The following is a 15081-nucleotide window of genomic DNA, read 5'->3' on the forward strand; positions in this document are numbered from 1 at the left end:
CTATGCCATCCGCCGCCGACGCGACAGGGGAATCCGGCGAGTGACCGTCAGGCGGCGGAGGTCGCGGGGGCCCGCTCCGCGGCCTCGCGGCGAAGCCGCTGCTCCCCGATTGCTGCCGTCAGCGCCTCGAGCGTGAGCGGCTTCGCGAGGAAATCGTCCATCCCCGCGGCGAGACAGCGCTCGCGCTGCCCTTCGAGAGCGTGGGCCGTGAGCGCCACGACCGTCACCCGGGCGGCGGCGGTCGCGCCGATCGCCTCGAGTCGGCGGATCGTCCGCGTCGCCTCGAGGCCGTCCATCCCGGGCATCTGCACGTCCATGAGCACGAGGTCGTAGGAGCGGGCCTGCACCGCCGCGACCGCCTCCCGTCCGCTCGGGACCACGCTGACCGCGCAATCGAGCCGCTGCAGCATCTGGCGGATCACGTTGCGGTTGACGGCGTTGTCCTCCGCGACGAGGACCGCGAGCGGGCGCGCGGGCGAGAGCGCCGTGATGCCGCCCGCCGCCGCACGCGGCACGCGCCGCTCGAGCACCGCCGTCACCGTCTCCTCGAGCGCCCCGCGGCAGATGGGCTTCGTCACGGCGACGTCGAAGCCGAGCTGCCGCGCGGCCTCCGCGCCGCCGCGCAGCGCGCCCATCGACGAGAGCAGCACGAGCGGCAGGTCGGCGAGTGCGGCGTCGGCGCGGATGCACGCCGCGAGCTGCGCGCCGTCCATGACGGGCATCTGCATGTCGAGGAGCACGAGTCCGAACGGGTCGTCGCCGACCGCGGCCGCGAGCATGCGGAGCGCCGACGGACCGTCGGCGGCCTCCTCGGGGCGGCAGCCCCACGAGCGGAGGTGCTGGCAGGCGATGCGGCGATTGGTCGCGTTGTCGTCGACGACGAGCGTACGCAGCCCGGCGAGCGCGGCCGACGGACCGGCGCCACCCACCGCCGCGTCCTGCCGTTCGAGCGTGAGTTCCACCGTGAACGTGCTCCCGGCGCCGGGCGTGCTCGTGACGACGAGCTTGCCCGCCATCAGTTCGACGAGCTGGCGGCAGATCGTGAGGCCGAGGCCGGTGCCCCCGTAGCGGCGCGTCGTGCTGCCGTCGACCTGCGTGAAGCTCTCGAAGATCGCCCGCTGGCGGTCCTCCGGGATGCCGATGCCGGTGTCGCGCACGTGCAGCGCGAGGCCGATCCATCCGCCGCGCTCCGAGCACAGCTCCGCCTCGATCACCACCTCGCCCCGCTCCGTGAACTTGACCGCGTTGCCGACGAGATTCGAGAGCACCTGCCGGATGCGTCCGGGATCGCCGATCAGGTGCTCGGGAAAGTCCGCCGGAATGATCGCGCCGATCTCGAGCCCCTGCTCGTGCGCCTGCTGCGCGAAGAGCGTGGTCACCTCCTCGACGAGCTGGCGCAGATTCATCGGCACGCGCTCGATGGTGAGCTTGCCCGCCTCGATCTTCGAGAAATCGAGCACGTCGTTCACGACCGTGAGCAGCGCGTTGTTGCAGCGCCGGATGGTGTGCGCGAGCTCGCGCTGCTCGGGGTCGAGCCCGGTCTCGAGCAGGATGTCGGTCATGCCGATGATGCCGTTCATCGGCGTACGGATCTCGTGGCTCATGTTGGCGAGGAACTCGGCCTTCACGCGCGCCGAGCTGAGCGCCTGGTCGCGGGTCGCGGCGAGCTCCACGGCCTGCTCGCGGAGCTGCGCGGCGCGCGCCTCGGCGGTCGCGCGCGCCAGGTCGAGATCGGCCAGGTAGCGCTCGAGGGCGCGGCGCGCCTGGCCGCGCTCGACCGCGATGCCCGCCAGGTGCGCGCCGAGCTCGATCATCCCGCACTCGGCCGCCGTCGGCCCACGCGGCGTCGGGTAGTACATCGCGAAGGTCCCGAGCAGGCGGCCGTCCGCGGAAAGGATCGGGTCGGACCAGCACGCCGCGATGCCGGCGCGCGCCGCGAGCGGCCGAACGCCGACCATGCGCGCATCGCTCGCCACGTCCTCGACGACGACGCGCTTCCTCCAGAACGCGGCCGCGCCGCACGATCCCGCCCCGGGGTCGATCGGCCACGACGCCATCGCCGCCACCACCTCGGCCGGCAGCGACCGGGAGACGCCATGGCGCAGACAATGCGCGTCGGCATCGGCAAGCAGCATCGCGCACATCATGCCTGGCGACTGCTGCTCGACGACCCGCAGGATCTCCTCCAGCACCTGTTCGAGCGGCGCGTCGCGCGCGACCATCTCGAGCACGCGCTTCTGCCCCGCTTGCAGGATCTCCATGCCCTTGCGCTGGAACCGCTGCGCGTCGAGCGAGCTCGCGGCATAGATCGAGACGACGAGCACGGTGCCGACGGTGAGCACGAGGTTCGACGAGTGCGCCCAGAGCGTCGGCTCGACGACGAGAAGCACGGCGACCACGACCGCGCTGACGACGACCAGCGCCCCCTGGGCCATGGTGCTCCACGGAAACACGATCGCGCCGCCGAGCGCGAGCGCACCGATCACGTGCAGCGTCATCAGGCTCTCGCCGGCCGCGAGGTCGATCGACACGGTCACGAGGCAACTGAGAACGGCGCAGGCCACGGCGACGCGCTCGACGGCCCGCCACCGGGCGCCGCCGGTCAGGGGCACGAGTGCCATGAGGGCGACCACGTACGCCCCGACCCCCGCGAGCCGCGTCGGCAGCACCCACGACGCCCGCGCCCGGCCGAGCGCGGCGTCGATCGCGATGCCGACGAGGATGCCCACGGCGGCCAGCACCACGACGGCGAGCATGCGCCGGGCAAGGAGCGGCGAGCTCTCCTCGTCGAGGGCGCGTCGAATGGTTCCGTCGTAGGCCTGGGGCACGCTCGTCTCCTCCGCGGTCCGCTCCCGAGCAAGTGCCTAGAGCAAGTGCTGTGCCCCCGGAGAAGCCATCGGCCACGCGGTCGCGCCTGGTCATCCGAGCGGAGCGAGCGGTACGATTTTGACGCTCGACCGGCGTACGCCGCTGAACGCGGCGGCCGGCGGAACCCGGCGCCCGATCCGATGGAAGCCTCGCGCCGTGCGGACTCAGAGGTTGTGAAGAAATCCCCGGACCGAGCCGGGCGAAGAGCGCCGAGCAGCGCAAGGAGCAACCCGCAGGAATACCTGGAAGGTATTCCGAGGACGTGCGACGCCGCGACGCGACGGCGCTCTGAAGCCCGGCGACGGGAGGGGATTTTTTCACAGCCTCTCAGCTTGCCGGCGTGCGCAGACCGGCCACCACGTCCGCCCAGTGGGCCGGATCGGGAGCGCGGTTGTTGGTGAGGCTCACGCCATCGGCGAGGTCCCCGAGGCGCGCCCGCAGCCGCGCCGCGACCTCGCGCCGCGGCGCCACGACCGCGATCGCGTCGAGCAGCGCATCGTCGACGAGCGCCGTCATGTCGTCCCACCGGCCTTCTTTCGAGAGCCGGTTCAGCTCCGGGTGGAGCGCATCGTACCCCTCGCACGCGAGCGTCGGCCGGTACGCCGGCGTCGACCCGTAGAACGCGAGCTGCTTCTTCACGGCGCGGCGGATCCGGACGAGATCCTCCTCGCCTTCGGCGGTGACGACGATCGTCGCGCACACGACATCGACGTCGGCGCGCCGACGGTCCGCGCGGGCGAGGCCGCGTCCGAGCGCCGGCAGCACGTGCTCGACGAGCGAGCGGCGGGTCGCGAAGGGATGCGCGATGAACCCGTCGGCAACCTCCCCCGCCGCCTCGATCATGCGCGGCCCGACGCCGCCGAGGTAGATCGGCGGCGGACCGAACGGGTTCGGCCCCGGATCGAACGCGGGGATCATCAGCGTGTGACGGTAGAAGGTTCCCTCGAAGCGGAGCGGCCCGCGGCCTTCCCACGCCGCCCAGATCGCGCGGACTCCCTGCACGAGCTCGCGCATGCGCTCGACGGGACGCGACCACGCCGCGCCGAAGCGCCGCTCGACGTGCGGCCGCACCTGCGTGCCGAGCCCGAGGAGGAAGCGGCCGCCGGAGAGCGCCTGCAGGTCCCAGCCGAGGTTCGCGAGCGTCATCGGGTTGCGCGCGAACGCGATCGCGACCGCGGTGCCGAGCCGGAGGCGCGTGGTGTGCTCGGCGGCGACGGCGAGCGGCAAGAACGGATCGTGCTTGGCCTCGAAGCTGAACGCGCCGTCGTAGCCCGCGCGCTCGAGCGCGGGGAACGTCACGCGCGCATCGCGCGGATCCTCGAGCGGCGCCGTCGTGTAGACGCGCATGCGCCCGCGGTTCTATCCCGCCCGCCGTACGGGGTCGACCACGGGTGCGCGCGCGTGCCCCCGACTGTGGTAGGAACGCCGCCCCGTATGGCGCCTCCGCCTTCGCATCGTCCCGTGTCCCGCCTCGCGCTCGCGGGCGCCGCTCTGATCGCGATCCGGCCCGCGCTCTGGTTCGCGCAGACGCTCGCCGACGTGCCGGGAATGATCGTGCTCGCCGCGGCGCTGCCGGCCGTCCTCTACGGAATCACCGTGCGGTGGATCGATCGCGGCGAGCGCGAGCCGCTCGCGGCGATCGCCGCGGCGGTCTTCGCCGGCGCCGTGGTGGCGGCCTGGCTTTCGCACGCGGCGAACGCCCGCCTCCTCGAATGGGCCGACACCGTCGCGAGCGCCGACGCCGCGCGTCCGCTCGCGGCCGGATTCGGCGCGCCCCTCGTCGAGGAGACCGCCAAGGCGCTCGCGTTGCTGCTCGTCGTCGCGCTCGTGCGCGACCGCTTCGGCGGCACGCTCGACGGCATCGTCTACGGGGCGCTCGTCGGCATCGGCTTCGCGTTCACCGAGAACGTCGTCTACCTGACGTTCGCGACCCTCCAGGGCGGCCCGGCGGGCCTGCTGCGCGGCGTCTACGTGCGCGCGCTCCTCGGCGGGGGCAACCACGCCGCCTTCACCGCGACGACCGGGGCGGCGCTCGGCTGGGCGGCGCGGCGATCGCGTCCCGGAGGCCGGTGGCTCGTGCCCGCCCTCGGCCTCGCCTTCGCGATGCTGCAGCACGTGGTGTGGAACGCCGTCGCGGCGAGCGCCATCCAAGGGGTTCTCTGCGGGCCCGAGCTCACGGGTGGACCGTGCCGGCCGACGCCGACCGACACCAGCCTCTTCGTCGTGGTCCCGGTGCTCACCGCAATCTTCGTTGCACCCGGCCTCATGACGCTCGGCGCCATCGCGCTCCTCGCCGCACGCTCGGAAGAGCCGGGCTGAGGCGCTTCCGGTCTCGACCGCGGCGCGATCGCATGTCATGTCTCATGCACGCATGCCGCTCAATCCGGTCCCGATGGGCCACCCCGGCGCGGCGCGCGGCGAGACCGCGCCCCTCCTCGCCCACCCGAGCGTCCCGACCTCCGCCCCGACGCTCGTGGTGTCCTGAGCCCGGGAGCGACCGCGCATGTCCGACGTCCTGCACACGGCCTCCGTCACGACGCTCGCGGACGCGATCCGGGCCGGCCGGCTCCGGGCCCGCGACGTGCTGGAACACCACCTCGAGCGCGTCGCGCGTCTCGATCCGCCGCTCGGCGCGTTCGTGTTCCTCGACGCCGCCGGCGCGCGCACCGCCGCCGACATCGTGGACGCGCGCGTGCGGCGCGGCGACGATCCCGGCCCGCTCGCGGGCGTTCCCTTCGGCGTGAAGGAGCTGGAGGACGTCGCCGGCTGGCCGCATCCGCGCGGCGCCCGCGTCTTCGCCGACGCGATCGCGGCCACGACGTCGACGCACGTGCGCCGCCTCCGCACCGCCGGTGCGATACCGCTCGGTCTCACCGCCTCGCCCGAGATGGGCGCCGCGTCCTTCACCGCCTCCCTGCTGCATGGCGTCTGCCGCAATCCCTGGAACCCGGCGCGCACGCCGGGCGGATCGAGCGGCGGCTCGGCCGCGGCCGTCGCGGCCGGCCTCGTGCCCCTCGCGACCGGCTCCGATTCCGGCGGCTCGCTCCGCATCCCGGCATCCTTCACCGGGCTCGTCGGCTTCAAGGGCACCTACGGCCGCGTGCCGCGCGGCCCGCGCTACGTCGGCTTCCCGAACGTGCGGAACTACGGCGTCCTCACCCGGAGCGTCGCCGACACCGCGCGCGTCCTCGACTGCGTCGTCGGGGCCGACGAGCACGACCCGCTGTCGCTGCCGCATCCGGGGCACTCGTACGAGCGGGCGGTCACCGAGCTGGATCTGCACGGAGCGCGCGTCGCCTGGAGCGCCGACCTCGGCTTCGGCGCGTGCGATCCCGAGGTGGCCCGCGTCGTGCGCGCCGCCGCCGACGGCCTCGTCGCCGCGACCGGCATGGTCGAGGTCGACGCGCGCGTCGACCTCGCGGATCCCGAGGAGGCCTGGCGGGTCCTCATGGCGCCCGACCTGCTCGAGCTCTACGCGCCCTTCCTTCCGGAACGCGCCGCCGACGTGAACCCGGCGCTGCAGTTCCTCTTCGCGATGGCCGCCGGGCTCGGCATGCGCGACCTCGCGCGCGCCGCGCTCGTCCGCGACGCGCTCGTGCAGTCGCTCGCCAATCTCTTCGAGCGGGTCGATCTCGTGCTCCTGCCGACGACGCCGATCCCGGCGTTCGCCGCGGAGGGTCCGCCGCCAGCCACGATCGCCGGACGCGCGCTGAGTCCGCTCGCGACGGTCGCGCAGACCTATGTCTTCAACCTGAGCGGTCACCCCGCCGTGTCCGTACCCGCCGGCACGGTCGACGGCACCCCGATCGGCCTCCAGATCGTCGGGCGCCGCCACGACGATCTCCGCGTGCTCGCGGCGGCGCGCGCGCTCGAGCGGGAACGGCCGTGGCCGCTCCTCGCGCCCGAATGACGGTCGCACGCGACGTCGCGGCGCGCCGGCCATGCGCGATCGCGTGCGCCACGCCGGCCGCGCGCCATTGACGTCCGCGCACGCGCCGCTACGATCGCGGCGATGCTGCACCTCGGTCGGGCGCTCCTGCTCCTCATCGTCATCGCGCGCGCCACGCGTGCGGACGGCGCCGAGCTGCAGGTCGTCGCCGTGAGCCCCGCGCCCAACGCCATCGCGCCCGCGACGACGCTCGTCCGCATCGACTTCGACCGCCCGCTCGACCCGACGACCGTCTCCGCCGATACGGTGCGCGTCTTCGGCCGCGGCACCGGCACCGCCGGTGGCACGCGCGTCCTCTCGAACGGCGACCAGACCCTCACCTTCACCCCGACCGCGCCGTTCTCCGCGGGCGAGATCGTGCTCGTGAACCTGTCGCGCGCGCTCGCCGGCGCCGACGGGTCGCCGCTCCGCGCCGCCGGGTGGGCCTTCGAGATCACGATCGCGACCGCGCCGACCACGCGCAGCTTCACGCGCATCGACACGATCTCGAACCGCTCGAGCCCGGGCGTCGCGACCCGCATCTACGGCGCCCAGGCGACCGACCTGAACCACGACGGCTTCCTCGACCTCGCGACCGTGAACGAAGTGAGCGCCGACGTCCGCGTCGCGCTGAATCGCGGCGACGGCACCGGCGCGTTCCACGCGTTCCTCGCGCCCGCGCCGATCGCGCTCGAATCGAGCCCGAACGAGCCGGCAGACTTCGACAACGACGGCCACACCGACGGCTGCTTCTCCGCCGCGAGCGGGCGGGCGGTGACCGTCCTGATGGGCAAGGGCGACGGCACCTACGGGACGCCGCGCACGATCGACCTCGGCGGGCAACCGCACGGCATCGCGGTCCTCGACGTCGACGGCGACGCCGACCTCGACGTCGTCGTAGCCGACCGTCAGCGCAGCATGCTCGCGCTCCTCGTGAACGACGGCGCCGGGACGTTCGCCGCGCCCGCGTTCTTCGACGGCGCCGTCGACGGCGAGTACGGCCTCGCGGCCGGCGACATGAACGCCGACGGCATCGTCGACCTGGTCGTCGGCGGCCGCGACAGCCGGAGCATCGCGACGCTGCTCGGCAACGGCGACGGCACGTTCACCGCCGCGACGCCGCAGGACTCCGGCGGCAACACCTGGGTCGTCACGCTCGGCGACGTGAACGGCGACGGCCACCTCGACGCCACGACCGCGAACTCCAGCAGCAACAACGGCGCCGTCCTCCTCGGCGACGGCGCCGGCGGCTTCGCGGCGCCGGTCGTCACGACGACCGGCGCGCACACCCCGTCGACAGACCTCGGCGATCTCGACGGCGACGGCGACCTCGACTGGGTGCTCTCGGTCTTCGGCGGCGGCTTCTGGCGCGTGTACCTGAACGACGGTCACGGCGCCTTCACGTTCGAGCGCCAGATCGACGCCCCGAGCAATCCCTCGTGCGCGGTCCTCTTCGACTTCGACGACGACGGCGACCTCGACCTGGCCCTCACGGACGAGGTCGCCGACGTGATCCTCCTCGAGCGGAACGGCGGCAGCGTCAAGCCGACCGCCACGCCGCAGTGCGCCGCGACGCCGCGTCCGTGCCGCACGCCGGCGGTCGCCGGCAAGGCCGCCCTCGCCATCAGCGACGCGGCGACCGCCCAACGCGACGCCTTCGCCTGGTCGTGGACGAAGGGTTCCGCCACGACGGTCGCCGACTTCGGCGACCCCGCGACCACCGACGCGTTCGACCTCTGCGTCTACGACGCCGGCGCCCTCGTCATGAGCGCCACCGCCCCGCCCGCCGGCCTGTGCCCCAAGCGCCCCTGCTGGAAACCCCGCAAGAACGGCCTGGACTACGCCGATCGCGCCCGCACCCCGAACGGCCTCCAGTCCATCACCCTGCGAGCCGGAGGGACCGGCAAAGCGCGTATCGCCGTACGCGCGAAGGGCGAGCACCTGACGCTCCCCGCGCCGAGCGGCCTCGCCGGTCCGCTCGAGGTCCAACTCCAGCGCCCGACCGGCCCCTGCTTCGGCGCCCGCTACCCCACCCCCTTCAAGAAGCAGTCCCCCAAGAAGCTGACCGCCAAGTCCGGCTGACGCGGCCCCTCTTCAGCGGCCGGCGGTAGCCGCCTATTCCACGACTTCGAAGTCGTTGCCGGTGATGCGCAAGAACTCGTCGTGCATCAGCTCATCGTCCCAGCGCGGATCTGGCGCCCCGGTGACGAACCAGTCGCTGCCGTTGTCCGCGAGGATGAGCCCGTACGTCTGCATCGCGCGCACGATCACCGCGGCGGGCGCGGCGAACGTGTCGGGATCGACGCTCGCCTTGAGGCGGACGCGCAACCCGAGCGGCGGCCGCTCGTCGCCGCCCGGTCCCGACGTCGCGTCGTGCGATGCCGGATAGACGTAGCCCCGGGTGCCGCGGACGGTGAAGCGGAGCGCGTGCGTGATGACCCCGGCGTCGAAGACCTCGTCGGCGCGCACCAGCCCCGGGAGGATCGCGAGCCCCGCCGCATCGGCGGACGTCCAGCCTTCGGGACGCCGCGCGTTGCTCCCGAGGTCGAAGATCGCGCCCGAGCCGCCGCGCCATGCGCCGCCCATGAACTGCGCCGCGTAGATCTCGAAGAGGAAATTGTGGTCGCGGTCGACGAGGATGAGGTGGCGGTCTCCGCTCGAGCCGCCGCCGGCGACGCCGCCCTCCACGTACCCCGGTACGTACTGCGCGACCTCCGGGATCGGGTAGCCGAGCGGGAGGCCGGGCGCGCCGTCATCGCTCTCGTCGCCGTAGAGGAAAGAGACGGGCACCTTCGGCTGCGCACCCTCGACCTCGACGTATGGAATGCCGAAGGTCGTGCCGAAATCGGCGTGCAGAGGCTTCGTGCGCCCGATGTAGTCGATGGTCGCGTCGGAGCCGGCGGGCACGGTCGCCGTCGACACGTCGCGGTTCCACCAGTTGTCGGAGGGGAACACCTGGAGGCCGGCGAGGCTGCCGTTCAGCGTCACGATGCCGTCGATCGTGGCCGGCACGTCGGCCAAGACGGCGGCGACGAGCGGATCGACGCGACCCGTCTCGATGGCCGCCGCATCGCCCTCGGTGGCGCAGGCGTAGCGTTCGTCGGCATCCGCGAAGGCGTTCGTGAACTTGTTCTCGAGCTTCGCGAGGCACGCGGGATCGACCGCCGCGGCCTTCCCGGCCGCACGCGCGTGACACGCGAGCTTGGCGCTCGCCTTCATCCCCGTCGCTCCGAGCTTCACCGCCGCGCAGCGCCGCCCGTCTACGCTGCCGTCGGCGGCGAGCGCCGCCGCGACCGCCGCGACGAAGTCGTCGAGCGCGGCCGTGACGGTCGCCGCGTCGTCACCGCTCGCGCAGCCGCCCTTGGCCTCGGCGCGCGCGAACACGGCGGCGATCTTGGCCCGGATCTTCGCGAGGCACGCCGCGTCGACGACCGCCCCCCGCTTCACGGCGTGCGCATGACACCGGAGGAGCCCGGCGCCGGCCGCGCCCGCCGCCTTGAGCTTCGCCGCCGCGCAGCGCCGCGCCGGTGTCGCCGCCGCCCCCACTGCGCCCGCGAGCAGCACCGTCGCCACGAGCGCCCAGGCGCCGCTTCGCACGATCGTCCGCATCATCGCGAGTAAGAGCCTATCCCACAAGGTGGCGCCAGATAAGCCGCGTCGCCGCGAAGTGGACGAGCGCGAGCTAGTTCTGCGATTTCTTCTCCCGGCAGATGAGCAGCCTGCGGCAGCGGTTGAACCACGACGTGGTGCGTTCGACGACCCAGCGGCGGGCGCGCGTCCCTCGGCGACAGGCCCGACGCTCCTCACCGCGCCGCCGAGGTCGTCCTGGCAGTTCGCTAGAGTCAGTCCAACAGGCCAGACGTCCTCAGCCAACCCGAGAGCCGGCTCGTAGAGACGCGGGCCCGCTCCGCTCCGGTTTTCGACGCGTCGGGAGGCCTACCAGTTTGCCGTCGCATGCGTGAGTGGGGTCGCGACCCACGCCTGGCGCGTCGCCGCCGCAGTCGTCGTGAGTCCGGGGGCGTCGTAGTACAGGACCTGCCGACCGCGCAGGAAATTCGTGCCGCCCGTAGACGGGTCCGTGCTCGGGATGAACTGATTGATCCAAGGCCCGCTCGCGCCGTACGCGTACGCGTCACCGGTGCACTGCTGATCCGATGGAGTGGGGCTCGCGTCGTCGAGATAGTAGGAGCTCGGGGTGAGGCCGGGGACGTCGGTTTCGACCACGTTCACGATCGCGACCGATCCTTGGGCGCCGGTCGCGAGCTCCCAACTGAGCGTGCCTGACGACATGGCGTCGGCGACACCGTCTATCGTCGCACCGGCGGGGTTGATGACATTGGCGTAGGTCATGCCGGCGGCCGCGGAGCTGAAGTCGCGGAAGGTCATGATGCCCGAAATCGCATGGACGCGCAGGAACGCGGTGGCCTCTTCGCGGCCGCGGTAGAAAATCTGCTCTTGCTGTGATCGCGGTCCGCTGTTCGCGCCGATGAACGAACGGATTCCACGTACGGGCCCGCTCTTGTTCGCTACGAAGGCCCCCTCGCTCGACTCGGAGTCGCCGGTGAGTCCGTCGAACGTGTCCTCGCTACGGCCGCAAAAAGACGGCGCGAACAGGATCTTGTTGCGATCCAGAATGTCGACGCCCGCCGCACCGCCACTGAAGACGCGGAGCTCGTCCTGCAGCCATCGATCATGGAACCCGCGCGCGTACTCCGTCGTGCACACTCGGCTGGCTTCGGGGTTCGGACCGTCCGCGATCTGGTAGGTCGACTTGTAGTTCCCCGACAGGAGGACGAAGTCGTAGCGGACGTACTGTTGTCCGGCGCTCGGATCGAGCGATCCGTCCTGCCGGAAGAGATAGACGTAACCGGCCTCGGCGTTCAGGGGATCCGTGATCGTCACGCGCACGCCGGAGCTCGCGATCACTCCGGTCGGTTCGCTGAACGCCGGAGGCTGGGTACCCGCATCGGCGGCCATGAACGCAATTTCGTCGTCGGAATCGAGCGTCGTGTCCACGTCGGCGCCCGTAAACGTCTGGGCGTCGGTGTAGTCGAGCACCATGAAACCGCCGCCGGATCCCCAGGGAAAGGACATGTTGTTGTAGACGTCGTTGAAATTGATCACGGCGCGCTCGTCGACCTGCACCGGAATCTGCACCCACGCGCCCTCCCAGCGGAACGCGACGAGCTCGCCAGGCGCGATCCCGACGAGACGCGGAGCGACGTCGGCGCCGGTCAGCACGACCGGATCGGCCGGGCGATGCAACGGCGCCGGTCCGGCAGCGAGGGTCGGAGGCGGTAACGGGCAGGACGGTGGCGGCGGAGGACATCCTGGATTGCCCGGGTCGAGCGTGCAGGTCGCGGCCTCGACGAACGCATCGCCGGCCATTGCGAGTGCAGACGCCTGGCTGCCGGAGGAGGTGCAATCCGCTCTGGCCGCGGCCTTGTCGAGGCACCCGTTGCTCCCGTTGGAGAGCTTGGTGACGAGCTTGGCGACGCAATCGCCGGAGATGAATCCGCCTTTGCCGGCGGCTTTGCCGTAGCAGCCGAGCACGCCCCCGATATACTTCCCGACGCACTTGAGCTTCGCCGCATCGCACGCGCTCCCGGTCGGGTTGGCGCCGACCGTCGTGCCGACCGCAGAGAGAGTCGCATCCATGTCTCCCGCAATCGTTGCGGTGTCGTCGAAGGTGAGACACGGCGTGACCGAAGCCGGTGCGTATTTCGTTTCGAGCTTCTCGAGGACACCTTTCGCCGGGAGCGCGCCACCGTCGAACTTGTCGCTCGCCTTTCCGCGACATGTGGCGAGCGCGGTCGCGTCGGGTTTTCCGGCGTCCTTGCTCGCGCAGCCGGCGAGGGTCGCCGTGGTCTTACCCGTCCCCTTGAGCTTCCCGGCGAGGCATTTGTTGACCGTCAGCGTGGTGACCGATGCGTAGGCAACCGTCGCGGTTGCGAGTACGGCCAAGACGAGGAGGACGAAGGCAACACGAGGGCGCATGTGATCTCCGAACACGTCGGTGAGAATCCTTGGAACGATCAGGTGGAACGACTCGAGACGGGACGGCAGTCGTGAAGACACGATAGCAATTTGGCACAGAACTATCATCCCCCAATCGGGTGAGGCCATTCGGCAAAACGCCGGGGATGGCCCGACATTGCGGCGGATGCTGCGGCACGCGTGCCAGCCCGACGACGACCCACGCCCCGCGTACCCGCCCGCGCTGCTGCACATCCGCCGGGCCTCCTTGCGCCGCTCGTACTGCGTGGCGGTGGTCTGCCTTGCAGGCGCCGACCCAACAGGCGGCGACGACGAGCCCGCCGCCCTCGTGCTGGTGAGCCACCCCGATGGCGACGTCGGCACCTTCACCGCCGTCATTCGCGAGCTCTCCGGGCTCACCCCCACCGAGGGCCATGCGGCGACCATGCTGTTGCAAGGCACGGGTGTCGAGGTGATCGCGACCCGCTCCGCAATGTCGCTCAACACCGTGCGGACCCACCTCGAGCGCACGTTCTCCAGGGTCGAGGTCGGGAGCCAGTGCGACCTCGTGCGCATGCTGCTGGCGGGCCGGCGCGGATCGTCCTGCGCGCCGTCGCGACCGATCGAGACTCCGGCTTGTCGCCGTAGATATCGGCGTATAATATGCGGGCTCATGCAATATCCGCGCTTCCTCGAGAAACCCCTGCGGTCGCGAACCTCTCGGGGCAAAGCACGGCTCGTCCTCGGCGCGCGTCAAACCGGGAAATCGACGATCTTCGAACGCCTGCGCGGCGCGAGCGATCTGCTGATCGACCTGCAGGAGCGAGGGGAGCGCGCGCGTCTGGCGCGCGATCCGGCCGCATTCACCCGCGCGCTGCTGCCCGCCCGCCGCCATCGTCACGTCTTCGTCGACGAGGTCCAACGCGTACCGGAGCTCCTCGACGAGATCCAGCACCTGCTCGATCGTCATCCGGGAAAGTTCACCTTCACGCTGACCGGCAGCTCGGTGCGCCGCTTGCGCCGACGCGACGCTAACTTGCTCCCGGGCCGTACGCACCGCTTCCATCTGGCACCGGTCTGCGCGTGGGAAATCGTCGGCCGCGACGACACCGTTGTAGCCGCTGCGCCTACCGCGCTCGGCGCCGAGCGATTTCCGGAGCGCGCGCTCAGCGACCATCTCGTGCTCGGGAGCATGCCGGCCGCGTTCATCGAAGGGAAGCGCTACCGGGCAACCTTGCAAACCTACGCCGAGGCGTATCTCGAGGAGGAGGTCCTGCGCGAAATGGCAGCGCGCAATCTCGGCGCATACAGTCGCTTCCTCGAGCTCGCCGCCGTCGAGTCCGGCAAGCCGATCAACCTCACCAAGATCTCGCAGGAAAGCGACCTCGCCCTCTCGACCCTGCGCGGATTCTACGGTGTCCTGGAAGACACGCTGCTCGGCTTCACGGTTCGCCCGTTCGGAGGCTCGCCGCGCGCACGCCTATTGAAGACGCCACGCTTCTTCTTTTTCGACGTCGGCGTGCGGAACGCCGTGGCACGACTGCCTCTCGACGACGGCATCCTCGCGACGCAAGCGGGCCAGCTCTTCGAGCACTGGGTCGCCTGCGAACTCATGGCGCGGATCGGCTATCTCGGCCCGGGGTGGCGCCTCGGCTACTGGCGTACGGTCGACGGCGCCGAGATCGATTTCATCCTCGAAACTCCGCGCGAAACCATCCCGATCGAGGTGAAATACACCGCGAATCCACGGCCGGCAGACGCCCGCGAGGTCGAGCGGTTCGTGCAACGGCATCCCAAGCAGAGCCGACGCGGCCTCCTCGTCTGCCGGGTCCGGCGACCGGAGCAGTTGACGGAGCACGTGCGCGCGATTCCGTGGGATACGTTGTAGCCCCAGCGTGGTCCGATGCCCCTCGGGCTCACGCTCAGTCCGCTTTGTCGACGAAACTGCTCGCCAACAGACGACGGCCGAGCGACGATCCCCGACCCGCAAGCGGCGCACGCTCTTCCGCTTCGAGACCATTCCCACGCTCCGCTACCTCTGCTTCGGACGGGCGGGCGTGCTGCTCTACCCCAACGGCTACGCCACCCTTGACGTCGGCCCAGCTCCGGCCGTCGCCGAGCGCTTCAAGCGGCTCGATCGGCTCCTGAAAGCGGCCTAGGTTTTGGCTCATCAGGGTTAATAGCTGGAGAGTGCCGGGTTCTCGGGTGTGATCAGCGGCGCTTGATCGGCTTCGCTGCTTCGGTGCGTTGCGCGAGTTGGAGGTCGGAGCGTTCGGTGGCGAGGTCGATCCAGCGATCGACGAGGCGGC

The 15081-nt window shown here is 71.4% G+C and carries 9 protein-coding genes and 1 pseudogene; 4 read left to right on the forward strand and 6 right to left on the reverse strand.

Annotation, left to right across the window (positions count from 1 at the left end):
• Positions 1 to 47 precede the first annotated feature (47 nt).
• On the reverse strand, positions 48 to 2828 hold the full coding sequence (locus IT293_12140) for a response regulator (GenBank protein MCC6765402.1): 2781 nt from the start codon (positions 2826 to 2828) through the stop codon (positions 48 to 50).
• A gap of 367 nt (positions 2829 to 3195) precedes the next feature.
• Positions 3196 to 4215 carry a TIGR03617 family F420-dependent LLM class oxidoreductase gene (locus tag IT293_12145; protein MCC6765403.1) on the reverse strand — a complete coding sequence of 340 codons (1020 nt, stop codon included), beginning with the start codon at positions 4213 to 4215 and terminating at the stop codon, positions 3196 to 3198.
• A 114-nt stretch (positions 4216 to 4329) separates the two neighbouring features.
• Here IT293_12145 and IT293_12150 point away from each other — a divergent pair, with 114 nt between their 5' ends.
• The 3 genes from IT293_12150 (at position 4330) to IT293_12160 (ending at position 8878) form a co-directional block, all read left to right on the forward strand.
• On the forward strand, positions 4330 to 5187 hold the full coding sequence (locus tag IT293_12150) for a PrsW family intramembrane metalloprotease (GenBank protein MCC6765404.1): 858 nt from the start codon (positions 4330 to 4332) through the stop codon (positions 5185 to 5187).
• 184 nt (positions 5188 to 5371) lie between these two features.
• Positions 5372 to 6778 (forward strand): amidase, encoded by a 1407-nt coding sequence (locus IT293_12155; protein MCC6765405.1) that lies wholly within the window; start codon positions 5372 to 5374, stop codon positions 6776 to 6778.
• A gap of 102 nt (positions 6779 to 6880) precedes the next feature.
• On the forward strand, positions 6881 to 8878 hold the full coding sequence (locus tag IT293_12160) for a VCBS repeat-containing protein (GenBank protein MCC6765406.1): 1998 nt from the start codon (positions 6881 to 6883) through the stop codon (positions 8876 to 8878).
• A 33-nt stretch (positions 8879 to 8911) separates the two neighbouring features.
• On the opposite strand, the gene IT293_12165 is transcribed toward IT293_12160, so the two are convergent.
• The 3 genes and pseudogenes from IT293_12165 to IT293_12175 all read right to left on the reverse strand — a co-directional run bounded on the left by IT293_12165 (position 8912) and on the right by IT293_12175 (position 12793).
• Positions 8912 to 10408, reverse strand: coding sequence for a hypothetical protein (locus IT293_12165; GenBank protein ID MCC6765407.1), 1497 nt, complete (start codon positions 10406 to 10408; stop codon positions 8912 to 8914).
• Positions 10409 to 10481: 73 nt separating this feature from the next.
• Positions 10482 to 10577: pseudogene (locus IT293_12170) on the reverse strand (IS5/IS1182 family transposase).
• Positions 10578 to 10732: 155 nt separating this feature from the next.
• Positions 10733 to 12793 carry a hypothetical protein gene (locus tag IT293_12175; GenBank protein ID MCC6765408.1) on the reverse strand — a complete coding sequence of 687 codons (2061 nt, stop codon included), beginning with the start codon at positions 12791 to 12793 and terminating at the stop codon, positions 10733 to 10735.
• Between the two features lie 166 nt (positions 12794 to 12959).
• Between IT293_12175 and IT293_12180 the strand changes: the two genes are divergently transcribed.
• The gene (locus tag IT293_12180) at positions 12960 to 14660 is read left to right on the forward strand and encodes a DUF4143 domain-containing protein (GenBank protein MCC6765409.1); all 1701 of its coding nucleotides are present in this window, start codon (positions 12960 to 12962) and stop codon (positions 14658 to 14660) included.
• A gap of 34 nt (positions 14661 to 14694) precedes the next feature.
• On the opposite strand, the gene IT293_12185 is transcribed toward IT293_12180, so the two are convergent.
• A complete protein-coding gene (locus tag IT293_12185) occupies positions 14695 to 14943 on the reverse strand; it encodes a hypothetical protein (protein ID MCC6765410.1) in 249 nt (82 codons plus the stop codon).
• Positions 14944 to 15081 lie beyond the last annotated feature (138 nt).

This window comes from Deltaproteobacteria bacterium, from assembly GCA_020848745.1.
Taxonomy (GTDB): domain Bacteria; phylum Desulfobacterota; class Binatia; order UTPRO1; family UTPRO1; genus UTPRO1.

What these genes read in the sequence shown, in the direction of transcription:
- IT293_12145 (MCC6765403.1), bottom strand. Translation starts at nt 4,215, where the DNA reads ATGCGCGTCTACACGACGGCGCCGCTCGAGGATCCGCGCGATGCGCGC.
- IT293_12155 (MCC6765405.1), top strand. Translation starts at nt 5,372, where the DNA reads ATGTCCGACGTCCTGCACACGGCCTCCGTCACGACGCTCGCGGACGCG.
- IT293_12160 (MCC6765406.1), top strand. Translation starts at nt 6,881, where the DNA reads ATGCTGCACCTCGGTCGGGCGCTCCTGCTCCTCATCGTCATCGCGCGC.
- IT293_12165 (MCC6765407.1), bottom strand. Translation starts at nt 10,408, where the DNA reads ATGATGCGGACGATCGTGCGAAGCGGCGCCTGGGCGCTCGTGGCGACG.
- IT293_12175 (MCC6765408.1), bottom strand. Translation starts at nt 12,793, where the DNA reads ATGCGCCCTCGTGTTGCCTTCGTCCTCCTCGTCTTGGCCGTACTCGCA.
- IT293_12180 (MCC6765409.1), top strand. Translation starts at nt 12,960, where the DNA reads ATGCTGCGGCACGCGTGCCAGCCCGACGACGACCCACGCCCCGCGTAC.
- IT293_12185 (MCC6765410.1), bottom strand. Translation starts at nt 14,943, where the DNA reads ATGAGCCAAAACCTAGGCCGCTTTCAGGAGCCGATCGAGCCGCTTGAA.